This window comes from Boudabousia liubingyangii, assembly GCF_001907245.1.
Classification (GTDB): Bacteria; Actinomycetota; Actinomycetes; order Actinomycetales; family Actinomycetaceae; genus Boudabousia; species Boudabousia liubingyangii.
The window spans coordinates 100171-125048 of sequence record NZ_MQSU01000002.1 but is presented as its reverse complement, the minus strand read 5'-3'; the positions used below and the strand labels follow the sequence as shown (position 1 = coordinate 125048).

Below are 24878 nucleotides of genomic sequence, written 5' to 3'. Positions count from 1 at the left end.
CGACTCGCACCTTACGAATCGGATTCCTCGGCCGGGATCTGCCCGGCTAAGGCTGAAGGCACCTGCAGGGTCTTTACCCGCAGGGCATTCTGGAAAGTGTTCCGTTTACTGGCCCGTTCAAAACAGGCCCGATTGTGAACCCAAACGCCTCGTCCCGGAAGAGAGGCACGCGGGTCCAAACAAAGCTCACCATCAATCACAACCAACCGGGTCAACTGACCACGGGATTCACGATTCCGACATCCCACACAGGTGCGAGTTGGAAGCGTTGGCTCTGACAAAAAGCAAACTCCTTAAAAAGTTTTAATACACAATCAACTTAATACTAGTCGGTTACGGCCAAAAAAGCCCTTTAGGGATAGATAAGTCACGTCCTTGCACCTTCGGGCGTGTCTAAAAAGTAAAAACTCCTTGGGGAGCAAGGCAACTAACGGCCTCTCCCCAAGGAGTTCAAGCATTTCGCTCAGCTAGCGAATCAGAACTGGAACTATTCCAGACCTTCTTCCGCATCTGAGTGAATATCGATCTTCCAACCGGTCAAACGGGCCGCTAGACGGGCATTCTGCCCCTCCTTACCGATGGCCAAGGACAGCTGGAAATCTGGCACCACCACGCGCGCTAGCTTCTCATCGTAATCAATGATTTCGATGGTAGAGACGCGGGCCGGGGAAAGAGCATTAGCAATGTACTCTTCAGGTTCGACCGAGAAATCGATAATGTCGATCTTTTCGCCACCCAGTTCGTTCATCACGGCACGAACGCGCTGGCCCATTGGACCAATGCAAGCACCCTTGGCGTTTAGGTCCTTGACGGTGGCGCGAACGGCGATCTTGGAACGGTGTCCAGCTTCGCGAGCGACAGATTCGATGACCACGTCACCCTTTTCGATTTCCGGAACTTCGCGGGCAAAGACGCCCTTTACGAGGCCGGGGTGGGTACGGGAAAGTAGGACGCGCGGGCCGCGTTCGGTGCGGGCGACCTCGACGACGTAAGCGCGAATCCACTGGCCGTGCTTGAGGTGTTCACCGGGAACCTGTTCTGATTCGGGTAGGACGGCTTCGAACTCGCCAATATCGACCTTGAGGACGCGCGGGTCACGACCCTGCTGGACAATACCGGAAATAACGGTGCCGGCCTTGTCTTTAAAGGCGCCTAGCACTTCAGCATCCTGGGCTTCGCGAAGGCGCTGGACGATCACAGAACGCACGGTGGCCGTAGCAATGCGACCGAAACCGGCGGGAGTATCGTCGAATTCGCCGATTGGGTTGCCTTCTTCGTCGATTTCCGTGGCGAGGACGCTGACCTGACCGGTCTTCTCGTCGATATCGACACGGGCATCCCGGATCGCGCCGGGCATATTGTGGTAAGCCTTCAAAAGGGCTACTCGGATAGCATCCACTAGAGTGTCCATGGAGACGCCCTTTTCGGACTCCACCATCCTCAGTGCTTTCATGTCAATTTCCATGAGTCACTCCTCAATATTCGTAATATCTGCCCGCGAACGTGCTTTCTTAATGGATTCTAGCGTCAGTCGCTTAACTTTGCCGTCACAATCGACGGTGACATACTCATCATCCACTTCGGTCAGGATCCCCTTAACGCCTTTTCCGGACTGCAATTTGATGGTTACCGGTAGGCCTAGGGTCCGGCGCCAGAGGCGCGGAGTGTTTAGCTCTCGGCCAACTCCCGCGGTACCAACCTCAAGAAAATAGGCGCCGGGGAAGGGATCGACCTCGTCTAGCTTTTTCGAAATCGCGCGGGTCGCCGCCTCAAGCGCCTCCGCCGGAACCTGCCCGGGGCCATCTGGCAGGTCAAGGTCAATCACTAGGGTGGACTGATGGCCACCCGTGACCTTCAGATTTTCGATCACTAAGTCTTGCTCTTCGACCAGGGGAAGTAGCTGAGTTTTTAGCTCTTCTAGGTCAACTTTCGAATTCTTTGGTTTTTTCTGCACGTCTCTATGGTACTCGTGCAACAATAGCGATGATGGATTCTTTAACTTTAGTTACTCGTCACACTAGTTCCCGCCGGCGTCGCGTGGGCGCTTCTTTACTACTGCTGACAATCCCGTTATCGGCCTGCCAGTTACGACTAGAGAATGACTGCCCGCCCGCTCCTGAACCGGGCATCAACGCTTTCTGGCAGTCTCAAACCAGAGAGCTGGTTAAGCAACTGGGCGATAGTACTAAAGATTTAAAGCTCGCTGAACCGGTTCGCAATTCCCTTACCGCGCTTGAAAGTTCGCTCCAGAAGGATCTGGCCGTTAAGACACAGTCCACGCCAGAAGCCACCCCAGTGGCGACTCTGCGTGTCCAAAATGAGAAGGACCTTTGCCCACTTTTGGTTCGTGGTGCAGATCTGTTTAGCCAAGCTGGCAAACAGAGCACCTCTCCCCTGTTGGTGATTCGCTATCAGTTAGCGCAGTGGAAAATCGAACTGGCCGCCCAGCAGGTTTGCGGCACGCTCAAGCTACCAGTCCCTGATCTAGCCGCCGCTGGAGGCCCTCTAGGGCAGCTAGGAAATCCGGACCCGCGTAGTGCAGAATGCCAAAAATCCCACCCGATGGCTAATCCTCAAGCCCCCGCTGAGGCCGCCAGCGGACTGACTCCTGAAGTAACTGCCAGCCCGGCAACCTCGGCTACGCCAGAAAACACGAAGCAACTGCCAGGTCTTCCTCGAGCAGAAGAAACCGACACGAAGATGCCGGTTTCTGCCGAGTCGACTCCCAAGTGGGTAGATGATCAGAATAAGTTCCCGGCCCTGCCAGCCATGGACACGGACGCGAAGGCTGATTTCTTAGCGAAGCATAAGGCTTACACCCAGTTGGAATCCCTCTTTGCGCAGGATCCGCAACTACGACTTGACGAGGGCGCCCTGCCGGCTAACCCGAAAGAGAAGGAAGCTGCCGTGGCTAAGTACCGCGCGCGGCGGGCCCAGTTGCAACAGCTTTTGGATTTACTTACCCAAGACATGGCTCAGGGCCGGGCCGGCTTGGAGATTGGGACGCTACCGGTGGTTTATCCCGCTCCCGCTCCCCTAGCGACCACTGAGGGGGTTCGTGGGCAGGAAGCCCAGGTTCTCTCTGGGCTACTTGGTCGTTACCTCTACGAGTACGCTTCGGCTTCAGCTGCGGCTCGGCCCGTCGCGCTGGAGAAGGCTAAGGTCGTCAAGAGCGTCGCTGAACTTCTGGGAGTATGGCCAGCTGTGCTGAACGCCCAGTAGGCTGCCTAGCAAGCTACCCAGTGGGCAGCGCTTAGCTAAGCCAAAGCACCCCGGGTTGTCTTTTAGAAGAATAAAAAATCCCAGTTGGCTAAAATGGCCACTGGGATGTTTTATTCAATAAAAAGCTCCCGCGACTGGATTCGAACCAGTAACCGTCCGATTAACAGTCGGATGCTCTACCGTTGAGCTACGCGGGATTACGGGAAGAAACTTTAGCAGACTTTTCCCGTCAAACACAAATCGAAAGCGACTTATTTTCGTTAGGCGCGTTACACATTGAACTACAGGTCTACCATTTCGCGTAGTTCACCCTCGAAATCGTCAACCTCTGATTGTGCGACTGGCCCGGCCGTGACAGCGTTAATCAACACCAGCATTTCCCCCTCGTGATCACGGCGAACCGTACCCCGCAGGGTCACCCCACTCTCGGTCTTTTTACTGCGGACCAACACGATTGAATGGTCTAGGTGTTCTTTGGCGGCCTCCATAAACTCTTGGGGATCAGTTGCTGCGACCCGCAGTTCGACGGGGTCAGCATCGATTCGCGAAAAAGAGATGGTTAGCAGTCGCTGTTTGCCGTCAAAACGAAGGTGACTAACTGCCACCCACGGAACCGATTCAAGCAGACCGGATTCGCCTAATAAGTGGATACCAAAACGGTTGTTAAGTACTACCCCGGTCGGGGTGGAAACCTTCAGGGCGACCTCGTCACCGGCAAAATGATCCGCTAGTTCCTGTTTCAGGAAGTCTTTATTGAACCAGTCAGGCAACTTCACCTGGGTGGGATCGTTCTGCTTCTGGGTATCAGCATTTTTCCGGGATTTAAAGAAGGAAACCATAGCACCACCATAACATTTAACGGCGCCCCAAGGGACGCCGCTAGTGGTGCCCCGACAGGGGCTTGAACCCTGGACCGACGGATTATGAGTCCGCTGCTCTGACCGACTGAGCTATCGGGGCGCCCCAATAGATTAACCGCCGCCCCACTTTTGGGCAAACGGCAAAGCGATTAGTAGTCGCTGGGGCTGAGGGCGCGTCGCTGGTTTTCCAGGTCCACGATCTCCTTAAAAACGGCCTCTGCCTGTTCGCCAGTTACCTCACCACGGCTCAACTGGCCCCGCAGGCGGGCAATTTGCGAGTTCAAAGTCAGCCGGCGCATAGCCACGATCGACTCGGCCATTAGGACCTTCAACTGACGCTCATCAGAGGCTGGCAATGGGTGTACTGACAGCTTGGTCAGTACCTGATCTAAGGTGCCGGCAGAGGCCGTAAACAGTTCCTGTCCCCACCGTTTGAGGGCTAGCTGGGGATCGTTAGCCTGTCGGGCCAACTGATTGAAATGAGCTAGTCCTCCCGCTACCGTGATTAGTTCTTTGACTGCTCTCAGTGAAGGCACAGAGAAGTTTTCCGGATCTAAAGCATCGAAGGCGGCGGCATCGACCAGTCCGGGTACTTGGATGGCCCCCGCCAGAATCTGGGCTTGGGTCGCCGTCACCGGGTCCATCCGGCGGTTTCCTTGGGGGCTGCGGCCCGAGTTCGGTCGCGTGTTAGGCCCGGGGGCCTGCGCCTGATTCCCCTCTGGATAGTTGGGGGTATTTTCTTCCCCCGGTTTGATTGGTTTAGCGTTTCGTGCCGCCCGGTGGACCTCGGCGGCCTCAACGCCTAACCAACCGGCCACTTCCCGTTCATAACCGGAAGCTAAGGCCTTATCCCGGATAGAAGCTAGGACGGGTGCAGCCTGGCGAAGGGCGCGTACTCGCCCCTCGACGGTATCAAGGTCTTGGCCGTTTAGGGCGTTACGAATAACGAAGGCAAAGAGGGGCTGCGGGTTCTGTACTAGGTTTGCCAGCGCTTCATCACCTCTGGCTAAGCGCAGGTCGCAGGGGTCCATGCCACTCGCTTCTACGGCCACGTAGGTTTGGGCCGCGAATCGCTGGTCCTCATTAAAAGCCCGTAGCGCCGCTTTCTGACCGGCAGCGTCACCGTCAAAGGTGAAGATGACGCGGCCCCCGCGGGTTTGTCCGTCCGCCAGTACCACCCCGGAAGCACTATCTGAGGAAGTGCCAATCAGTCGCGAGAGCAGCTTGGCATGCTCGGATCCGAAGGCGGTACCACAGGTGGCCACGGCATTCTTTTTGCCGGCCACGTGCATGGCCATCACATCGGTGTAGCCCTCTACGACGATGACCTCTTTGGTGGTAGAAATTTCTTTCTTCGCCAGGTCCAGCCCGTAGAGCACCTGTGACTTTTTGTAGATCGGGGTTTCTGGCGTATTTAGATATTTGGGGCCGTTATCGTCATCGCTAAGCCGTCGGGCACCAAAGCCCACGGTGGCCCCGGTAATGTCACGAATCGGCCAGAGCAGGCGTCCTCGGAAACGGTCATAGACGCCCCGCTGTCCCTTCGAGGCGAGCCCAGAAATCGCTAGTTCTTCTTCCGTAAAACCATGTTTGCGCAGAACCTTAGTGAGGTTATCCCAGCCCTGCGGGGCGTAACCCAAGCCAAAATGCTTGGCGTGTTCGGGGGTAAAGCCGCGTTCAGCCAGGAATCGTCGAGCGGTGACGGCCTCGCGGCTAAAAAGCTGCTCTTTAAAGTATTCCTCAGCCACGCGGTGCGCTTCGATTAGGCGTTGGCGCTGCCCCGGAGCGGGACGATCCCCGCGCGGACCATCCTCGTACTGTAGGGTTACGCCGGTCTTTTCGGCCAGGTACTCAACGGCCTCAACGAAAGTAACGTGGTTGATCTTTTCGACGAAACTGATGACGTCGCCGCCCTCGCCACAACCAAAGCAGTGCCAGTAGTTGGTGCCGGGACGGACGTGGAAGGAGGGGGTTTTCTCTTCGTGGAATGGGCATAAACCCTTCAGGGAGCCCACCCCGGCGGTACGTAGGGTGACGTGTTCAGACACAATGTCTTCAATGCGTGCTGCCTCGCGGACGGCCGCAATATCTTCGCGTCTGATCAAACCTGCCATGCGCCCCACTCTAGCCTTTCAAGCTCAGGATCGTCTACTAGAGCTGGGAAGAGAGCATGCCGCACAGGCGGGCGTGCCACTGGGAAGCGGAAGTATCCGTCAGAGCCGCAATCTGGTCAACTACGGCCCGCAGGCGCCCGGCGTCATCAGAGTGTTCGCGCCACTGCTGGGCGTAGAGGGGTTCCATGACTTCGGGGCCTCTTTCGAAGAGGACATCAGCTAGGTCGAATAGCAGGGTGCGCTGGTGCAGGTAGACCGGTTCGTGTTCGCGGGGGATCATCACGAAGTAGGCGGCTAGGCCCTTGAGGATGATGATTTCTGCCAGGGTTTCGGCGGGGACCTCCACGTGTCCTTCGTAGCGTCCTAGGGGTCCGTCGCCCCACATGCCGCGGGTTTGATCTACGGCCGCTGAGATGAAGTGGTGGATCAGGTGGGAGGACATGTTTTTGAGGGCCGCTAGGGCTTCGTACCGTCCATCGAAGCTGCGCGGCCACCAGGGCTGGCTGCTGATGCGGTTGAAGGCGGCGTCTAGGTCGTCGGCGCTGAACTGGTCGCCGTACCAGGACTGGGTGGCGGTGTAGATCTGGGCGCGCACCTCGTCGGTCAGGGCGGTGGGATCGGGGTTTAGTCGGCCTAGGTTGATGGCATCTTCGACGTCGTGGACTGAGTAGCCGATATCGTCAGCTAGGTCCATGATTTGCGCTTCAAGGCACTTGGTCATGGCGGGAGCACCTTCGCGGGCCCAGTGGAAGACTTCTAGGTCATCGGGGTAGACGCCGAACTTGTGACTGCCTTTGGGGCACTCCCCTAGTTGCCAGGGGTATTTGATACAGGCATCGACGGTGGCACGGGAAAGGTTTAGACCTAGGGGCGTGTTGCCGGGGCCAGTGACTTTGGGTTCTAAGCGGGTTAGGAGTCTTAGGGTTTGGGCGTTGCCTTCGAAGCCTCCGCAGTCTTTGGCGACCTGCGCTAGGGCTTTTTCGCCATTGTGTCCGAAGGGCGGGTGGCCTAGGTCGTGCGAGAGGCAGGCGGCGTCAACGAGTTCTTGGTCTGCGCCCAACAGGGAGGCTAGTCCGCGGCCAACTTGGGCAACTTCTAGGGAGTGGGTTAGTCGGGTGCGGATGAAATCGTCAGAGCTGGGTCCCAGAACTTGGGTTTTGGCACCTAAGCGACGGAGGGCGGATGAGTGTAGGATCCGGGCCCGGTCGCGGGTGAATTCGGAGCGGCGGTCGTATTGGGCGGGAAGTTTGGGGGCTTCGGAAAGCTGTCGTGCTTTGTCAAAGTCACTGTATTCATATACTGACAAAATGGCGTCCTTCCTACGCTTTAAGCGTGAAACCGCGACCGATACCACCCCTTATTATGCACTAAGAGCCTCATTTGTGGACAATGTGAGGGTGAGCACTATAACCTCAGATTCTAATCAGACGTCCGATGAACCGATTGTGACCTCACTTTTGGTTCATAAACCGCTACGTTATCCGGCGGCTTGGTGGAAGTCTGCGGTGATTGCCGATGTTCCCGGTTTATTGGGCGTCGATGAGCTGAATTGGTTGAGTGCGCAGAGTCTGGAGTTTGCGAAAGCGGGTTGTGACGCGCTGATTGTTCGCCCAGCTAGGTTGAATCTTGATGAGCAGGGTCAGGTCTTAGCTGATTTGATTAAGCACTATCGTCGTGCCGGCACGAAGGTGATTGTGCGTTTATGCGGTGGCCTCTCAGAGATTGATCTTGACCCGCATGGGACTTTTTACGACGAGGAACGCGATCAAGCGACTACTTTGAAACGTGCCGAGCAGGTCTTTTCGATGGGCGCAGCTGGCCTGGATCTGGGTTTATTGCCGCCCTCTCACGTTTTAGATGAGCATAATCAGCATCATCCATGGCAGCCTGCTGAAGACTCTGATTCTGAGGAATCTGGTACTTCTGACGAGGGCGCGCCGCAGCTTTCCCCGCGCGAGTTGCAGTGCGGTCGCGATGACCCCTTTGCCCTTTTGGTACGTAAGCTGCACAAGGTGGCCTATAACCACAGTCCGGGCGCGATTATTTCCGCTTTCGCGGTCGATTCTAATGAGCCCACTTTTGATCGACACTTAGAGTATTGCCTCTACCATCACCTGCGAGACGACACGCTTTTGGAGTCCCCCTGGGAGGCACAGGCCCTGCGTGATCGTATCGGTTTAGCCTTGACCAGACGTGACCGGTTGGGCCATGTGGCTGCCTGGCGTGCTTCCTCGTCCTTTACAGAGTTGACTTATGCTTCCGACCCAACTGCGTGGTTTGCACAGAATGCTCCGGTTCGTCGTCGAGCTTTGACGCTACTTTCACTGTCGTTGCCGGGTGCCGTTTATATTCGCGCTTCTAGATTGCTTAAGTTGCCTTGGCTGGAGGGTCTGCGTACCTATGCGATTATGAGCGAGGAGGATCGTCGTTTTGCGCGCAATGCGACCACCCGCGCCTCACTTTTGCGTAAGTCTCGTAGTTTGGGCGTTGGTTCTTTAGCTTGGGTTTCTGGCTTGGATTGGGCGGGACCGGAGGTGTTCGTGCAGGCGGGTGCGAATACCCTAACGGTCTTGAACACTTCGGACCATCCTATTGAAGTGCCAGATAGTTATCTACCTTTGATGACGTCTAGGGAGATTAACCCCACGGAAGACGACGATTCGCACCTACTCAACCCAGATGAATGCGGTTGGTATGCCTTCCCGGAGGCTAAACCGGTGCAGGCAAAATATAGCGATGAAGAGTTGCGGAAGATTTTTCGCCTCTAGGCGCTAGCGGCAGCCATTCGTGCTTCTTTGGCGCGACGGTGGGCGATTACCTCTTCTTTGGTGAGTGGACCACAGCTGTCCCCAGCGGTACCATCGGCACGTTCCCAAGAAACTTTAATCTGGTCGGCAACTCCGAATCGAGCTAGGTGAATCCCGATTACGTGTTCAAGGTGGGCCTGTTCTTCGGCTAGGGCTTCTAGACGTAGGACTAGGGTGTCCGTTTGGGCGGTTAGTTGGCAGTAGCCGCGATTGGGGAACTCTAGGAAGCCATTAGAGGTTTCGGCATCGTAACCGGTGTCGATCTTCTTTTTCATGTGGGAGGCTAGTTGTTTTGCGTATCGGCCGGGTCGTTCAGTCTTGACGTGGGCGACACTGACGGTGGGGTAAGGCATTGATTCCTCCCAATCTAACTTAGGTTTACCTTATTTAAGTTAGATCTAGCTTAACCCCAAAGTTCCAAAAACTCATCTGGGACCCAAGTCCTAAAGTGTTTACTCTGCTCGCAGTGCTAGCTAATATTTTCCACTTACGGACTCTACCCCACCGAAAAGCGAACCCATAAGATCCTTTAAAGCTTAGCCACCGGAAGTATCTAGTTCCGCACCCTTCAAGAGCTCGCGAGCAGCCTCGTCAATCTCACGCGAATCCAACCAACCATCTGGGAGGTGGGGACGCTTAACGCCACCAGCGCGCCCTCGACGCCCCTGAGCAGCCTGAGGATAGCCCTGTGACAGATCCAAAGCTGCCAAGCGCTCCTGAAGCTCTGCCAGGGAAGAAACCCGGTTCAGGTCTCCCCTAGTCGGTCCCCCAATCTGATATCCACGCAGGTACCAGCCGATATGCTTGCGCATTTCGCGCATGGCTCGGAACTCATCATCAAAGTTCTCGATCATCAACTCGGCATGACGCAAAATCAGTTCCGCCACCTGTGCTAAGGTGGGGCGGAAACGATCCTCAGAGCCATTTAGTGCCGCAGCAAGATCATGGAAGAGCCACGGGCGGCCCTGACAACCGCGTCCAACCACCACCCCGGCACAACCAGTTTGGTCCATCATCGCAAGGGCATCCTCAGCCTCAAAGACATCACCATTACCTAAGACGGGAATCTCCAGCATCTGAACCAGCGTGGCAATCTGATCCCAGTGTGCCTGCCCGGAATAGTGTTCAGCAGCGGTTCGGGCATGCAAGGCTACCGCATCAATCCCGGCATCTTGCGCCGCTAAGGCCGCATCCTTGAAGGTTATATGCTCATCATCAATACCGATTCGCATCTTGACCGTCACCGGAACCCCATAGGGCTTCGCTGCCGCGACCACCTGCTGGACAATCGCGTTAAATAGGTCTGACTTCCAAGGAAGGGCCGAGCCGCCACCTTTGCGAGTAACCTTGGGGACGGGACAGCCAAAATTCATGTCAATATGGTCGACCAGATCGCGTTCGCAGAGGATCGCGGCAGCGCGCGCCATCGTGGCCGGGTCAACGCCGTAAAGCTGGATGGAACGAACCCGCTCGGTGGGGTCCGGAGTAATCATCCGCATCGTTTCCGGGGTCTCTTCAATCAGGGCCCTAGAGGTAATCATTTCTGACACGTAGAGACCGGCCGGAGCATCAATCCCAGGCTGAGCCGTATCGAGGCTGGCACGTAGGTGCGACGGGAGGCCCTGCTCACCCGCTTCCCGGCACAGTCGCCGGAAGGGAGCGTTGGTTACGCCCGCCATGGGGGCTAATACCAGCGGGGTCCCTAAACGCAGGCGTCCGATTTTCAGACCTTCGGCCGAGGGCGCTTGCTGCGTTTCAGTCATGGTTCCTCTTTCTGCTGGGGTACTTGCCGCCCCGTGGTTCAGTTTCGTTTTCAAGTTTCAGTTCTGGGTTGGGCTCCGTAAGTCTTTGGGTAGCATCTGCTTCACCTTGCCTCAAACCTAGTTCCTGAGCTTCCGCGATTCCGGTAGAGCTCGACTCACCCCTTGGGGTGCCCACTCCGGGAAGCAGCGCTACCCCAACTGCGGTAGTCACTGGGATGGCTAGGACCAAACCGATAGAAGCTACTAGAGTCCGGGCCAGTTCCTCAGTTACCTGACCGGAAGTCAGAATGGAAACCCAGGGTCGATCCACCATGTACACCAGCATTAGCATTGGTAGTGCGGTGCCGGCGTAGGCGAAAGCTAAAGTGTAAACGGTTGAGGCAATATGGTCGCGTCCAACGCGCATGGCCGAAGCGAAGATTCCCCGCCGGGAAGCGTGCGGATCCGCAGCATAAAGTTCCCAAACAGTCGAAGCTTGGGTAATGGTCACATCATTTAGTGCGCCCAGGCCAGCTACGATAACTCCACAGGTCAGAAGCGCAGTTAGTGACAGTCCGGGGAAGGCTGTGTGCAAGAACTGGAATTCTTCACCAGTGCCGGTCAGGTTCAGTGCCCAGGTGCTAAATAGCGCCAGCAGAGTGGTGACCACTAAACCGAAATAAGTGCCTAGTAGGGCCGTGGTGGTTTTGATTGAAATCCCATGGGCTAGATAAACCGAAGCAATAATCATGGCAGAGACTGCCACCAAGGTTAGAAGCAGTGGGGATTTCCCAGCCATTAGGCCCGGAACTAGGAACATGCCGATAACCGCTAGGGAGGCAGCTAAGCCCAAAAGAGCTAGGAAACCGCGTTTGAAAGCCACTGCGACGACTAGCACCATGTAGACGATTACCAGCGCCCCTAGGGGCACCGTCCTTTCGACATCAAGGTAGATGTAGGCGGGCCCCTCTTGCTCTTGGGTGGCATGCAGGACGATCAGTTTACTTCCCTCAGAGAGTGCCGGTTTTACCTCTGGGGGCACGTGGACTAGGACTGACTCCCCCGCTTCAGTCTTAGCGCAAACTGAAGATTCATCCGCGGCTTGGCCGGCTTGGCCACAGGTCGCGGTGGCCGGAAGTACCGTCACCTGAGCCTGGGTAGTGCCTTCAGAAAGCAGCGGTTGAGAACCAATTTGCGGTACCGAACGTGGCCACAAGAACGCCATGCCCACGACAGTGGCCAGGATCAGCGGCAGCACTAGGGAGGCCAGCATTAACTTAATACGTCGGGCGGTCTTGGGGGCAAGCTCTAGCGGCTGGCTGTGGTCATGGGTGTGCCCATGGAGTTCTTCGTGATCTGGCGAAGTCAAATCAGCCTCCCGCTTTTGCTTTAAAAAACTTTTGGTGAGTGTCCGGGTCTCCCCAGACACTCACCAGTGTAGTTTCAATCGGTTTAGCAGCCCAATAGACGCTGAGCTAGCCACCCCTTGAGTTCAGAGATAGCCACGCGTTCCTGCTCCATAGTGTCGCGGTCGCGTACAGTTACTGCCTGATCCTCTAAGGAGTCAAAGTCGAAGGTGACGCAGTACGGGGTACCGATCTCATCCTGACGACGGTAACGACGACCCACAGCACCAGCATCGTCGTATTCGACGTTCCAGAGCTGACGCAGTTCCTGAGCGATCTGCTTGGTCGGTTCGGTTAGTTCCGGCTTGCGGGAAAGCGGGAAGATTGCCACCTTCACCGGGGCCAGGCGCTTATCGAGTTTCAGAACCACGCGCTTGTCGACGCCGCCCTTGGTATTGGGGGCCTCGTCCTCGGTGTAAGCCTCAACTAGGAAGGCCATGAGGGAACGGGTTAGACCAGCCGCCGGTTCGATTACGTAGGGAACGTAGCGTTCGCCGGTTGCCTGATCGAAGTAGTCTAGCTTCGCACCAGAGTGCTCGGAGTGAGTATTGAGGTCGAAGTCGGTACGGTTCGCGATACCTTCTAGTTCGCCCCATTCCGAGCCGGCAAAACCGAAGGTGTATTCGATATCGACGGTCCGCTTCGAGTAATGGGAGAGTTTTTCCTTCGGGTGTTCGTAAATGCGCAGGTGAGTGGGATCAATACCTAGGTCGGTGTACCAGTTCCAGCGCTGGTCAATCCAGTACTGGTGCCATTCTTCATCGGTGCCCGGCTTGACGAAGAATTCCATTTCCATCTGTTCGAATTCACGGGTGCGGAAGATGAAGTTACCGGGGGTGATTTCGTTACGGAAGGACTTACCGATCTGGCCAATACCGAACGGGGGCTTCATCCGGGCAGAGGTCTGCACGTTCGCGTAGTTAACGAAGATACCCTGAGCGGTTTCCGGGCGCAGGTAGTGGAGGCCGGATTCATCATCCACGGGGCCTAGGTAGGTCTTGAGCAGGCCAGAGAAGGCGCGCGGCTCGGTCCAGTTACCGCGGTTACCACAGTTGGGGCACGCGATATCGGCTAGGTTAACCTCATCCGGGTTGGGCAGATTGTGCTTTTCCGCATGGGCTTCCTGTAGGGTGTCCTGACGCTGGCGCTTGTGGCAAGAAAGGCACTCGATTAGCGGGTCGGTGAAGGCCTTAAGGTGACCGGAAGCTTCCCAAACCTGCGGGGGAAGGATAACGGAGGAATCTAGACCGACGACATCGGCACGGGAACGTACCATGTAGTTCCACCACTGACGCTTGATGTTTTCCTTGAGTTCCACACCCAGGGGCCCGTAGTCCCAAGCTGAGCGGGTACCGCCGTAAATGTCACCACAGGGGAAGACGAAACCACGGCGTTTTGCCAAGCTAATGACATTATCTAGTCGTGAGGTATTAGCCACGAATACTCCTATTTATCCAGTTGAATGCAGCATCTGGCTGATGCGCTGTTCCTAGCTTAGCGCAAGCGCCCTCGAAAGATAGTTGAGGCTACCTTCCGAGGGCGCTTTCCGGCTTAGAGATTCAGCACACCTGGCGCGGATTATCCCTTTACGCCACCGGCGGTCAGGCCGGAAACGATATAGCGTTGCAGGAACTGGAACAGGATAATCACGGGGATCGCCGCCACGACCGCACCAGCCGCGAACAGGCCCCACGGGGCGGTACGGGCGTCGGCCGCCCAGTTATACATGCCCACCGCTAGCGTGAACTTATCAGGGGTCTGAAGGACTACCTTCGCGATCACGAAGTCACCAAAAGAGGTGATGAAGGAAAGTAGGCCCACAACCGCTAGGACGGGGGTTACTAGGCGCATAATGATGCCCCAGAAAATCTGAGCGTGAGAGGCACCGTCAATGCGAGCGGCCTCGTCAATCTCAAGGGGAACGGTCTTAAAGAAGCCGTACATGAGGAAGGTATTAGAACCCAGTGCGCCACCCAGGTAGACGAAGATCAAACCAAGCTGCGAGTTCAGGCCTAGAACCGGGAAGACGTCCTTTAGCGCTAGGAGCAATAGGAATAGAGCCACGAAAGCTAGCATCTGCGGGAACATCTGCACTAGCAGCAGGAAGGTTAGGGTGGCTTCGCGTCCCTTGAAACGGTAGCGAGAGAAAGCATAGGCGGCGGCAGAGGCCATGAGCACGGTACCAATCGCGGTGATCGAAGAGATGATCAGCGAGTTGGTAATCCAGTGCCAGTAGTCGGTCCCTGAAAGTGCCGCGTAGTTTGCGAAAGAGACCTCTTGGAAGAGCTTATTCGAACCAGTCAGGTTGGAGTTGGGCTTTAGGGAGGCGGAAAGAACGTACAGTAGCGGAACTAGGCAGTAGATGATCACGATGATACCTACCAGGTGACGCCAGCCGATTTCTTTGAGCCAGCGTCCCGTAGTCATACGGTTCTGCTCTTGTACTTCCTTCACGATCGCTTCAGTCTGCTTCTTGGAGCTGCGGGGTACTGAGGTTTTAGTAGTCATTTCAGTTATCTCCCATCGCGTTGGAACGTTTCAGGCCGAAGTAAGAGATCACGCCGACCACTAGGAAGATCAGGATCGACAGGGCGGAAGCCAGACCGTAGTTCTGGTTGCCCGGGCCGAAGGCGATCTTGTAGACCAGCGAGATCAAGATGTCGGTTTCACCCAGCGGCAGTGAGAGACCCGGATAGTTGGGGCCACCGCCGGTAAGCATGTAGATCAGTGAGAAGTTGTTGAAGTTGAAGGCGAAAGAAGCAATCAACAGGGGCATGGTGGAGACCAAGATGAGGGGTAGTTTGACGCTCATCAGGGTACGCACCGGTCCGGCGCCATCAATCTTGGCTGCTTCCATGACGTCATCCGGTAGCGCCTGTAGGGCACCAAGACAGATGAGGAACATGTAGGGGAAACCCAACCAGAGGTTTACTGAAAGCACGGAGAACTTTGCTAGCCAACCATCGGTGAGCCATGGGATTTCTGCCCCACCCAGTAGTACCTGGTTGAAGAAACCGAACTTGGTGTTCAGCATACCCTTCCAAACCAGGGTGGAGAGGAAGGCCGGGAAGGCGTAGGGCAGGATGAACAGGGACTGGTAGATTTTGCGTCCTCGGATGCGCTTATCATGGAAGACCAAAGCTAGTAGCAGGCCGAAAGCGAAGGTCGTGAAGACTGAGAGGAAGGCGAAAGCGAAGGACCAGATCAGGGAGTTCACGAAGGGCCATGCTAGGTCGGAACCGTGGGCCATATTCGTGTAGTTCTTAAAGCCGACGTTTACCCGCCAACCAGGCAGGATGGTCTTGCCTGCTTCGTTTTCGAAAAGGCCCTCTTTATTGGGACGATAGATGGAGCCATCAGTGGTGTTGACTAGTTCGTCTTTTTCTTTGTCGTACCGGAAATCGGACTTAGCCAGGTAACCTTTAGTACCATCGGTGGTGACGTAGAAGCCGTCGTTGGGGTCATCAGAGACGGGCGCTTTTAGCTGTGCCACCCGGCCCTGGTCTTTTACTAGTTCCGCGAAGGTGAGGACCTTGTAGCCGGGAACTTCGGTGATCTTTTGGCCGTTAACCACGGCATCGTCAGCAGCCTGAAGGGGATGCTCTAGGTTACCGATCTGAACCTTACCCTCTTGGTTGAGGATTGCTAGGTAGAGCTGATCGTTCTTTTCTAGGACGGCGGTGGTCTCAGTGGGACTACCGGGGACACGTTTTTGGTTCTGAGCCAAGATCTGCGTGATGGCATCTTGCTTGGTGGAGTTGTGTCCGGTGGAGTAGTTAGTGAAGGAGACGAAACCGGTGTATCCCATGACGAACACTTGGTAGATCAGCAGGAATACTAGACCGGGGAATAGGTATTTGGCCGGGATGAAGCGGCGTGAGAGGTAGATGTAATCGGTGGCGATTAGGGTTACCAGGACAACGCCTAGGGTGATCCATGAGCCTACTGCCCAGGCGGCCATGATGCCATAGACTCCCAGGGCGTTAATCAGGGCTAGAAGGGCGATTTTGACCCAGAATCCTACGGAAAGGTCGAATCGGTCAAACTGTTTTTTCTTTGGTGGCGCCTCTGGTTCGAGGGCTTTAGCTTCGGTAGGCTGCGAAGGGCTCATCGGCTATTACCTTTAGTCCGGTCGGTCAGTTTCTGTTTTTAGCGGTGTGACCCCGCGGCATAGGCCGCGGGGTCACAATGAGACGATCACTTCTTAGAGATTGCGCCTTCGATGTTCTTAACCATGGTGTCCCAGGCAGCGTCAGCAGCCTGCTTGCCGGTCACGATATCAGCTTCGGTGACACCCCAGAAGTCCCATACGGCGGACATTTCGGGGATGGCGGGCATGGGGGCACCCTTTTCACCAGCGGCAGAGAAGCCCTGCACGTCAGGATCGGAGATCTTGGAGGCGACTTCCGGCATGGCGGGAACGCGCTTACCAATGTCGTACATCTTCTGCTGGGCAGCAGGAGTTGCTAGGTAGTCGATCAAGAACTTGTTGACCAGTAGCTGGTTCTGGGTCTTGGCTGACGGGAAGAAGGCCTGTACGCCTACGAAAGGCTGTGCGGGCTGGTCGCCGGCCTGCGGGATAGGCAGGACGGTGATGTCCATATTGGCCTCACGGAAGGCACCGGTGTTCCACGGGCCGGTAACGGTGAAGGCAGCCTTGCCGTCTAGGAAGGCCTGCTTGGCGATTTCGCCGCTGATGGCCGGGTCGAAGACCTTTTCGTTGCCTTCCTTGGCTAGCCACTGGGCGAACTTCTTGCCGTTGTCGCCACCTAGGGCTAGTTCCGTGGTGTAGGAGCCCTTTTCATCCTGCTTGAAGACAGGAGCTCCGAAGGAGGTCTGGAAGCCATAGAAGTGGTAGGGGTCGCCCTTGTCACCCATCTGGACGATGAAGGGGTATTCGACGTTGGCCTTCTTGCCTTCGGCGATCATTTCATCAAAGGTCTTGGGCTCAGCCTTGGTTAGCTTGTTGTTACGTACTAGGGCGACGTTTTCAATCGCGTAAGGAACGCCGTAGGTCTGCCCCTGGTAGGTTACGCCAGCTAGTGCTGCTTCAGAGAACTGGCCAGCCTTGTCGGCAATGTCGACGGTGCCCACGACACCGTTAGCAACTAGTTCACCTAGGCGGTCGTGAGCCAAAACGATTAGGTCCGGGCCCTTACCGGTGGGGACCTGAGAGATGAACTCCTTGTTCATGTCTGATTCGGACTTCTGGACTACGTTGACCTTAACGCCGTATTCCTTGGTGAAGTCGGCGGCTAGTTCCTTAACCTGGCTGGAGCGAGTATCGTCAGCCCAGATGGTTAGTTCGCCGGCTACGGCTTCGCCGCCAGCTTCGGCGGTCGAGGTAGCGGTCTGGTTATCTGCGGGCTTGGTTTCGGTGCCGCCACAGGCGGCTAGGGTTAGCGCTAGGGCGCCAACGGTTGTCATTGCTATGCCACGTCGCATGGTTTCTCCTGTGAAATCTTTTGGTGTTTACGCACTCAGATCGGCTTCGATACCGAGCGCTAAGTACGTCGTAGACCACACTTTAGTACCGATTGAAAACAAATGCAACAAGTTTCAGAAAATTACATTTGTTTCAGAAAATCCTGCTAAACTTCGTTTATCTTCAAATAGTTTTGCAAGGGAGCAAATATGGCTACAAGAGTGCGACTGGATGACGTGGCAAAGTTGGCAGGGGTCTCTACTGCCACCGTTTCTCGCGTTATCAATGGTTCCTCCCAAGTCCGAAAAGAAACTGCCCAAGCAGTTCTCACTGCCATCGATACCTTGGGTTATGACCGACCAGGATTTTTGACAAACCCAGCACAGACCGCCATTGGCCTAGTAGTGCCGGAACTGATCAACCCAATCTTTGCCGAGTTCGCCCACACCCTGCAACTAGAACTAGCTCACCGCGGCCACCCAACCCTCATTTGTTCCCAAGCACCGGGTGGTTCTACTGAGGCAGAACTAGTTGAAACCCTCTGCGATAACGCCGGGGTAGCCGGAATAATCTTTGTTTGCGGTCGACACGCAGATCTACAGGCTGACCTAAGTCAGTACCAGGCACTCAAAAAGAAGGGGACGCCGGCAGTACTGATAAATGGGCCCCGTGAAGAACTAGACTTCCCCAGCGTGACAGTCAATTACCGTCAGGGAGTCGCCCAGGCCCTAGCCCACCTGAAGTCTCTAGGGCATCGGCGGATTGCCCTGGTTTGTGGGCGTGATAATGCGATCCCGGCACAACTGCTTGAAAATGCTTTCACGGAACTCACCACCGCCGACGAAGAGCTTGAAACCTGCCCGATCATCCCGACTTTCTACACCTTTAGCGGTGGCGAATCAGCGGCTGCTTCGGTCAAACTTGCCGAAGCCACGGCAGTTATTGCAGGCTCAGATCTACAGGCATTAGGCGTAATTTCGGGACTAGAAGATCTAGGCTATCGCGTTCCCGAACAGATTTCAGTGATTGGATTTGATGATTCCGCGCTGATGAACCACACTAGTCCGGCGCTCAGTACTCTGCGCCAGCCAGTAGTCGCCATGGCCAACGCTGCGGTCCAGCTTTTAGAGGAACAAATCGATAATGCCCAGGCGCAAAGTAACCATCTGACCTTCTCCCCCGATTTGGTTGTAAGGCAATCTACAGCGCAGCCGCTTAACTAAAGTCACTATGCAATTCGTAGTCTAAATCGTCAACCACCAGTTAAGCTAAAAGGACCAGCAAATTTTAGGCTTATTTTAAGGAGCTACCGTGCAGCGCATGACCCGGCAACGTGCCGCCATCGAAAAGCAGCTTTCCGAAACTGATCAGTTTCGCTCTGCCCAACAATTGCACGACGACCTCCGCGACGCTGGCCACGTTATTGGTTTAGCTACGGTTTACCGTACTTTGCAGTCCATGGCCAACGATAAGGAAGTTGACGTTGCCCGCAATGATGATGGCGAAGCCATGTACCGTCGTTGCATCGCTTTTGAACATCACCACCACCTAATCTGCCGTAACTGCAATAAGACGGTTGAGATTGCATCGGAAGAAATCGAGCAGTGGGTGCGTTCCGTCGCTGACCACTATGGATACACTGACGTAGAACATATTGCTGACCTAACTGGTCTATGCCAAGACTGTTCTAAGTAGTCCGTCTTCAAACAGCTTTAAACTCTAAAACTGATCCGGTGCCAACCGGGTCAGTTTTTCTTTTCTACTGGTTCTCTTCAACCCGGTCCACCGCTCCCCCGAAGCGACGTTCCCGGTGCGTAAACTCATCAAGGACGCGCCACAGGGACTGCCGGCCGAAGTCAGGCCAGGCTTCTGGGACGAACATCATCTCCGCATAGGCGCACTGCCACAGCAAGTAGTTACTCAGCCGTTGTTCACCAGAGGTGCGAACCAGCAGGTCAACATCTGGCAGGTCGGGTAGGTACAAGCTTCGTGCCAGCGTGTCCTCCGTGATTCCCTCTGGCTTTAGCTCTCCCCTAGCGACCCGTTCCGCGATCAAGCGGGTAGCATCGGCTAGTTCCGCCCGCCCACCGTAGTTCAGATTCATCACTAGGGTGAGTCCCGTATTGTCTTTGGTTTGTTCTTCTGCCGCCATCAGTTCTTTAAGCACTGACTTCCACAGGCGCGGTTTTCGTCCCGACCAGCGGACGCGAACATTCCATTCATCAAGCTGGTCTCGTCGGGCTCGCAGTACATTACGTGAGTAGCCCATCAGGAACCTGACCTCCGAGGGGGATCGACGCCAGTTCTCGGTTGAGAAGGCATAGACCGAAAGCACCTTCACGCCCGCTTCAATAGCACCGGCAATGGTATCCATTAGCGCGTACTCGCCCGCTTGATGCCCCGCTACTCGCGGCAGGCCCTGCTGGTTAGCCCAGCGCCCATTGCCGTCCATGATGATAGCCACATGCTCAACGCTGCCGGTTTTAAACTGCGCCGGCATTTTTAGGGAGCTTTGGAAGGGAGGAATCGTTTCTGGGTTCATAGGATTTCGTAGCTCCGTTCCCGAATTCGAACTGATTTTAGGTGATGTTCTAGTTGCCATTGAGCGTAACCGGTAAGTAGCTGGAGCGAGGGTGCGGCGAGCCCAGTGGGCGCTTGCAGGGCGCGTTCCCAATCGCTGGCCAGCAGCGCCTGTAAGAGCTCAAAGGCTTCAGGGGCAAGGGCACGACAGGCAGCGGTGGACGCACAGTTTGCACATAGTCCCCCGCCGCCCTCGGCCGAGAAGAAACGCAAATCGGTTTCCCCGCAGTTGGCGCAGTAGTGCAGACTAGGCTCCCAGCCTTCCAAACTGAAGGCGCGTAGCAGGTAGGCGGCAACCACTAGATCGGGTGGATAACGCCGGCGAGCCAAAGCGTTTAGGGCTCCAAGCAAAAGGTGGAACTGCTCCGGGTTTGGTTGCCCGGCTTCATTTAGTTTCTCAGAGCATTCCAGCAGTAGGGCCCCAGCGGTGTAAAGGTCGTAATCAGCGGCAATCAGCGCCCCGTAGGCATTTACTAGTTCCGCCTGCGTCAAAATATCTAGGCTACGGCCCTCGTGTAATTGGACATCAACCACTCCAAAGGGCTCTAGGCGGGCCCCAAATTTCGAGGAGGTCCGCCGGATGCCTTTGGCAACTACCCGCAATAATCCCCGTTCGCGGGTGAGCAAGGTGACAATACGATCGGCCTCGCCTAGTTTGTGGGTACGTAAGACGATGCCCCGATCTCGATAGAGTTTGCCAGCCAAGCTGATTCCTTAGAAACCGAGGCGGCCTAGCATCTTCGGGTCTGACTGCCAATCCTTAGCGGTTCGCACGTGCAGGTCAAGGAAGACGCGACGCCCTAGCAGGGCCGTGATCTGCTTGCGGGCTTTTGACCCTACTTCGCGCAGGCGCTTACCGCCCTTACCGATGATGATGCCTTTTTGGCTATCTCGTTCCACGAAGAGATTGACGTGAATATCGACCATCGTCGGTTCCGTACCGTTACGCTGCGCCTCATTATGAGGTTCGCGTTCAATGATTTCTTCCACTTGCACAGCTAGTGAGTGCGGGAGTTCATCACGGACACCTTCAAGAGCGGCCTCGCGGATTAGCTCTGCGATCAGTACCATTTCGGGTTCATCAGTGATGTCACCCTCTGGGTAGAGCGGCGGGGAAAGCGGCAGTTCAGCTAGTACTAGGTTGATTAGTTCTTCAACCTGCGTGCCCTTTAGGCCCGAGGTGGGGATGATGGCTTTGAAGTCCCCCAGCTGGTTGATCTGCATAAGGTGTTCAGCTAGGCGTTCGCGTGAGACCTTATCGGACTTGGTGGCCACAGCGATGACGGGACGCTTAGTTTCCATCAACTGTGCGCAGATGAAACGGTCACCGGGACCAATACGTTGATCTGAAGGTAGGCAGAACAGGACCACGTCAACCTCTGAGAGGCTTTCGCGAACCATTTCATTTAGGCGCTTACCCAAAAGTGTCCGGGGACGGTGATATCCGGGAGTATCCAGCAGAATGATCTGCCCCTCGGGGCGGTGCACGATACCGCGAATCGTGTGGCGGGTGGTTTCTGGGCGATCAGACATAATCGCAATCTTGGTTCCCACTAAAGCGTTAGTAAGAGTCGATTTACCGGCATTAGGACGGCCCACTAGGGCAGCAAAACCAGCGCGGAAGTTCGGGTCGTAGTCCGTAATTAGTCCGCTGAAGTCTTCGGTGGTTTCGCTCATCTGCTTGGGCTCCTGTATCTCTCTATTAGCCAAGTTAAATCCAGCCTACACGGTTGTTTCAGTTTCGGTGGCGCGAACCTGGTAGGTTGCCACCTGTTTCCGGCGCCCAACGGCCTGCCCGGCTATCAACTCTAGGCCTGCAATTTCAACGCGGGCCCCAGGCAGCGGCACCTTATTTAAGGTCTTCGCCACTAAACCGCCCACCGAGTCTACATCCTCGTCGTCTAGTTCCATGCCGAAAAGCTCCCCTAGTTCGTCTACCGGCAAACGAGAAGGTACTTCCCATCCGCCGTCAGGAAGCTCACGAGGCTCGAATTCTTTATTGTCGTGTTCGTCGCGCAGCTCGCCCACAACCTCTTCAAGTAGATCTTCTAGGGTAACCAAGCCGGCAATACCGCCCCACTCATCAACCACTAGGGCCAGGTGGAAGGATTCCCGCTGCATGGCCCTAAGTAGGTCGTCCGCATAGAGCGTTTCGGGAATAAAGTGCGCTTCACGCATGACCGACGTAACCGGCAGGGTCCTACTTTCAGGATCCGAAAGCATTCGGCGGGTGCAGTCTTTAAAGTAGAGCACGCCCTTAATATCGTCAGAGTCTTCGCCACTGACCGGGATCCTAGAAAAGCCCGAACGAACAAACAGATGCTCGGCCGCATTCAGGGATTTTTCTTCATTAACGGTAATCATGTCGGTTCGCGGAACCATGACTTCACGAACTAGCGTCTGCCCTAGTTCGAAAACGGAACGCAGCATCTGCCGGTCCTCGTCTTCAAATAGCTCAGCTTCACCGACTTGATCGACCATTTCCCGTAGGTCATCAGCCATTTCATGACGCGCTTCGGCTTCGGTCTGACCAGAGGCCGGGCGCAGGCGGGCTAGGGCGGTCGCGGCAGGATCGAAGTAGCCCATGATGGTCCGGCAGGTTTCCGTTAGGTGACGCATGCTCAGCATAACCCCACCGGGGCGTCGCATGGAGAACTGCCGCGGGATCGCAGAAACCATGATCATCAGCAAGGCCCAGTTGGTAACCAGCGCAGCTAGGGTCACTAACCACCAAGACCAAGTGGTCTGGATGTACACCAGGGTCAGGAAGATCGTGGAAAGCGTCTGCAGGACAAGACGGACAGAGCGTACCGAACGGTCGGTCCGGTCGCGGTCAGTAACCTGTTCGACAACAACTTCCGCGCCCTTTCGCCCGGCATCAACTAGATCTTCGGCGCTGGCGCGCGAGAGCCGTTCTAGGGCGGTTTCGACCGCGTTTAGCGCACCTGCGAATAGATAGAAGACGAGGGCGAAAATCGTAAGGAGGATTCCGGGAATATCAGCAGCCCGGTCAGTAACGCTGAACAAAACTGATCAGGACTCCCGGCTGGCTAGGTATTCCAAGAGGAGGCGGCGCTGGAGGCCAAACATGACCTTTTCATCTTCGGGTTCGGCATGATCGTAACCCAGCAGGTGCAAAATGCCATGTACCTCTAGCAGCAGCATTTCTTCAATCTGGGCGTGACCGGCAGCTAGGGCCTGTTCTGCGGCCACCTGGGGGCAGATTACGATATCACCCAGGGTGCCTTCGGCGACCGGGCTGGTCTGGGTGCCGGGACGCAGCTCATCCATGGGGAAGCTCATCACGTCGGTGGGGCCGGGTAGGTCCAGCCACTGCAGGTGCAGTTTTTCCATGGGTTCGGGGTCTACGAATGAGACTGCTAGTTCCACCGCATCTGAGAGGTGCATGCGTTTGAAAACATATTCCGCGCAGTCGACGAACTCTTCGAGTTCTACTTCTACCGAGCTTTCGTTTAGGACTTCAATGCTCATCGTTTGCCTTTACCTTCCTTGTGGCCACCACGTTGGTGGTGCTGGGCTTCTGCCTGATCCCAACGATCATAGGCATCGATAATCTGTGAGACTAGTTCGTGCCGGACCACGTCACCACTGCCTAGGCGGACGAACTCAATGCCGTCAACACCTTCTAGGACTTCCTGAACGACCTGCAGACCGGAACGAACCCCTTTGGGCAAGTCCACCTGAGAGGTGTCACCGGTGACCACAACCTTGGAGTTGAATCCCAGGCGGGTCAGGAACATTTTCATCTGCTGCGGGGTGGTGTTCTGGGCTTCATCCAAAATGATGAAACTGTCGTTAAGGGTTCGACCACGCATGTAGGCCAAGGGGGCGACCTCGATAGTGCCGGCGGCCATGAGTTTTGGTAGTGCTTCCTCGTCCAGCATGTCGTGGAGGGCGTCGTAGAGGGGGCGGAGGTAAGGGTCGATCTTTTCGGTTAGAGAACCCGGTAGGAAGCCTAGGGACTCCCCCGCCTCGACGGCAGGTCGGGTCAGGACGATCCGGCGCACCTGACCACCTAAGAGGGCGCGTACGGCTTTGGCCATCGCTAGGTAGGTTTTACCGGTACCGGCGGGGCCGATCCCGAAGACTACGGTATGTTCGTCAATCGCCTCGACATAGCGGGCCTGTCCGTTGGACTTGGGGCGAATGCGCTTGCCGCGGATAGAGAGCACATCGTCGCTCAGCGCTTCTGAGGCGTTAGCTTGGGCGGCGGCGGTCAGCAAAGAGACCGCGTGTGAGACAGCAGCGGCTCCCAGCGGGGTGCCACTACGGGCCACGGTAAAGAGTTCTTGGAATAGCTCTTCGATCACCTCGATCTGCGCCGAGGGCCCCGAGAGGCGGATTTCCGGTCCGCGGGTCACAAACTTAACCTGCGGGAAACCACCCTCAATAATCTTCAGGATTTGATCGTTTAACCCGTAGATCAGGACCGGGTCTAGCCCCTCAGGAATAGTGATAGTTGAGCTGTGGTGCCAGGTTTCCGTAGGGTGGAGTTGAGCTTGCGGTTTACTCTGTGGCGTTTGTGTCATTAACGATCTTTTCTTTCACCGGTTTTGACTCTATTTTAGGGTGCGCAGCAGGCTTATGCCCGGTTTATGTGCGAGGGTTTTGCCGCTTTTTGTTCCCCGATTGCGATTAGTCTTGGGCTTGCTTTTAGTCCCCGGGCCGTTTTGCCTCGGCACTTTAAGCCCGCAGCACCTT

Annotated in this window: 23 protein-coding genes and 2 tRNA genes; 4 read left to right on the top strand and 21 right to left on the bottom strand. The window is 55.8% G+C overall.

Annotated features, from left to right (window positions below; all coding sequences use genetic code 11):
- Nucleotides 1-11: 11 nt before the first annotated feature.
- The 3 genes from BSR28_RS03055 to BSR28_RS03045 all read right to left on the bottom strand — a co-directional run bounded on the left by BSR28_RS03055 (nt 12) and on the right by BSR28_RS03045 (nt 1954).
- Nucleotides 12-281, bottom strand: a complete 270-nt coding sequence (locus BSR28_RS03055) for a YlxR family protein (protein ID WP_073713320.1) — start codon at nt 279-281, stop codon at nt 12-14.
- Nucleotides 282-487: 206 nt separating this feature from the next.
- On the bottom strand, nt 488-1465 hold the full coding sequence (gene nusA / locus BSR28_RS03050) for a transcription termination factor NusA (protein ID WP_073708901.1): 978 nt from the start codon (nt 1463-1465) through the stop codon (nt 488-490).
- A 3-nt stretch (nt 1466-1468) separates the two neighbouring features.
- On the bottom strand, nt 1469-1954 hold the full coding sequence (locus BSR28_RS03045) for a ribosome maturation factor RimP (protein ID WP_073713319.1): 486 nt from the start codon (nt 1952-1954) through the stop codon (nt 1469-1471).
- A gap of 32 nt (nt 1955-1986) precedes the next feature.
- On the opposite strand from BSR28_RS03045, the gene BSR28_RS03040 reads away from it, so the two are divergent.
- Nucleotides 1987-3222, top strand: a complete 1236-nt coding sequence (locus BSR28_RS03040; RefSeq protein WP_143237564.1) for a hypothetical protein — start codon at nt 1987-1989, stop codon at nt 3220-3222.
- A 125-nt stretch (nt 3223-3347) separates the two neighbouring features.
- On the opposite strand, the gene BSR28_RS03035 is transcribed toward BSR28_RS03040, so the two are convergent.
- The 5 genes from BSR28_RS03035 to BSR28_RS03015 form a co-directional block, all read right to left on the bottom strand.
- Nucleotides 3348-3419, bottom strand: a tRNA-Asn gene (locus BSR28_RS03035).
- 84 nt (nt 3420-3503) lie between these two features.
- On the bottom strand, nt 3504-4061 hold the full coding sequence (locus tag BSR28_RS03030) for a hypothetical protein (protein ID WP_073713317.1): 558 nt from the start codon (nt 4059-4061) through the stop codon (nt 3504-3506).
- 44 nt (nt 4062-4105) lie between these two features.
- A tRNA-Ile gene (locus BSR28_RS03025) sits at nt 4106-4182 on the bottom strand.
- A 49-nt stretch (nt 4183-4231) separates the two neighbouring features.
- A complete protein-coding gene (gene dnaG, locus BSR28_RS03020; RefSeq protein WP_073708897.1) occupies nt 4232-6196 on the bottom strand; it encodes a DNA primase in 1965 nt (654 codons plus the stop codon).
- A gap of 37 nt (nt 6197-6233) precedes the next feature.
- Nucleotides 6234-7505 carry a deoxyguanosinetriphosphate triphosphohydrolase gene (locus BSR28_RS03015; protein ID WP_073709160.1) on the bottom strand — a complete coding sequence of 424 codons (1272 nt, stop codon included), beginning with the start codon at nt 7503-7505 and terminating at the stop codon, nt 6234-6236.
- An 88-nt stretch (nt 7506-7593) separates the two neighbouring features.
- Between BSR28_RS03015 and BSR28_RS03010 the strand changes: the two genes are divergently transcribed.
- Nucleotides 7594-8964, top strand: a complete 1371-nt coding sequence (locus BSR28_RS03010; RefSeq protein WP_143237562.1) for a hypothetical protein — start codon at nt 7594-7596, stop codon at nt 8962-8964.
- On the opposite strand, the gene BSR28_RS03005 is transcribed toward BSR28_RS03010, so the two are convergent.
- The 7 genes from BSR28_RS03005 to BSR28_RS02975 all read right to left on the bottom strand — a co-directional run bounded on the left by BSR28_RS03005 (nt 8961) and on the right by BSR28_RS02975 (nt 17596).
- Entirely contained in the window at nt 8961-9356 is a 396-nt protein-coding gene (locus BSR28_RS03005) for a DUF2218 domain-containing protein (protein WP_073713315.1), read from the bottom strand. The two genes, BSR28_RS03010 and BSR28_RS03005, sit on opposite strands and share 4 nt — an antisense overlap.
- A gap of 183 nt (nt 9357-9539) precedes the next feature.
- Complete coding sequence (gene dusB / locus BSR28_RS03000) at nt 9540-10766, bottom strand: tRNA dihydrouridine synthase DusB (RefSeq protein WP_198928925.1); 1227 nt, start codon at nt 10764-10766, stop codon at nt 9540-9542.
- The gene (locus tag BSR28_RS02995; RefSeq protein WP_073713314.1) at nt 10759-12114 is read right to left on the bottom strand and encodes a YibE/F family protein; all 1356 of its coding nucleotides are present in this window, start codon (nt 12112-12114) and stop codon (nt 10759-10761) included. Before BSR28_RS02995 ends, dusB begins: the two co-directional genes overlap by 8 nt.
- An 83-nt stretch (nt 12115-12197) precedes the next feature.
- Nucleotides 12198-13589 (bottom strand): glycine--tRNA ligase, encoded by a 1392-nt coding sequence (locus BSR28_RS02990; RefSeq protein WP_073708893.1) that lies wholly within the window; start codon nt 13587-13589, stop codon nt 12198-12200.
- 140 nt (nt 13590-13729) lie between these two features.
- Entirely contained in the window at nt 13730-14578 is an 849-nt protein-coding gene (locus tag BSR28_RS02985) for a sugar ABC transporter permease (RefSeq protein WP_073709158.1), read from the bottom strand.
- An 82-nt stretch (nt 14579-14660) separates the two neighbouring features.
- Complete coding sequence (locus BSR28_RS02980; RefSeq protein ID WP_083562978.1) at nt 14661-16262, bottom strand: ABC transporter permease subunit; 1602 nt, start codon at nt 16260-16262, stop codon at nt 14661-14663.
- An 86-nt stretch (nt 16263-16348) separates the two neighbouring features.
- Nucleotides 16349-17596 (bottom strand): sugar ABC transporter substrate-binding protein, encoded by a 1248-nt coding sequence (locus BSR28_RS02975; protein ID WP_073713313.1) that lies wholly within the window; start codon nt 17594-17596, stop codon nt 16349-16351.
- Between the two features lie 189 nt (nt 17597-17785).
- Here BSR28_RS02975 and BSR28_RS02970 point away from each other — a divergent pair, with 189 nt between their 5' ends.
- Nucleotides 17786-18799 (top strand): LacI family DNA-binding transcriptional regulator, encoded by a 1014-nt coding sequence (locus BSR28_RS02970; protein WP_073713312.1) that lies wholly within the window; start codon nt 17786-17788, stop codon nt 18797-18799.
- Nucleotides 18800-18896: 97 nt separating this feature from the next.
- Nucleotides 18897-19271, top strand: a complete 375-nt coding sequence (locus BSR28_RS02965; RefSeq protein ID WP_073709156.1) for a Fur family transcriptional regulator — start codon at nt 18897-18899, stop codon at nt 19269-19271.
- Nucleotides 19272-19335: 64 nt separating this feature from the next.
- On the opposite strand, the gene BSR28_RS02960 is transcribed toward BSR28_RS02965, so the two are convergent.
- The 6 genes from BSR28_RS02960 to BSR28_RS02935 are packed head-to-tail and all read right to left on the bottom strand — an operon-like array spanning nt 19336 to nt 24706.
- On the bottom strand, nt 19336-20118 hold the full coding sequence (locus BSR28_RS02960) for an isoprenyl transferase (RefSeq protein ID WP_073708890.1): 783 nt from the start codon (nt 20116-20118) through the stop codon (nt 19336-19338).
- Complete coding sequence (gene recO / locus BSR28_RS02955) at nt 20115-20861, bottom strand: DNA repair protein RecO (protein WP_073708889.1); 747 nt, start codon at nt 20859-20861, stop codon at nt 20115-20117. The genes BSR28_RS02960 and recO overlap by 4 nt, the downstream gene beginning before the upstream one ends.
- A gap of 9 nt (nt 20862-20870) precedes the next feature.
- Nucleotides 20871-21833 carry a GTPase Era gene (gene era / locus BSR28_RS02950; protein ID WP_073713311.1) on the bottom strand — a complete coding sequence of 321 codons (963 nt, stop codon included), beginning with the start codon at nt 21831-21833 and terminating at the stop codon, nt 20871-20873.
- A gap of 45 nt (nt 21834-21878) precedes the next feature.
- Nucleotides 21879-23183, bottom strand: coding sequence for a hemolysin family protein (locus BSR28_RS02945; protein WP_233120598.1), 1305 nt, complete (start codon nt 23181-23183; stop codon nt 21879-21881).
- A 6-nt stretch (nt 23184-23189) separates the two neighbouring features.
- Complete coding sequence (gene ybeY, locus BSR28_RS02940; protein ID WP_073708887.1) at nt 23190-23648, bottom strand: rRNA maturation RNase YbeY; 459 nt, start codon at nt 23646-23648, stop codon at nt 23190-23192.
- Entirely contained in the window at nt 23645-24706 is a 1062-nt protein-coding gene (locus tag BSR28_RS02935) for a PhoH family protein (RefSeq protein ID WP_073708886.1), read from the bottom strand. Before BSR28_RS02935 ends, ybeY begins: the two co-directional genes overlap by 4 nt.
- Nucleotides 24707-24878 lie beyond the last annotated feature (172 nt).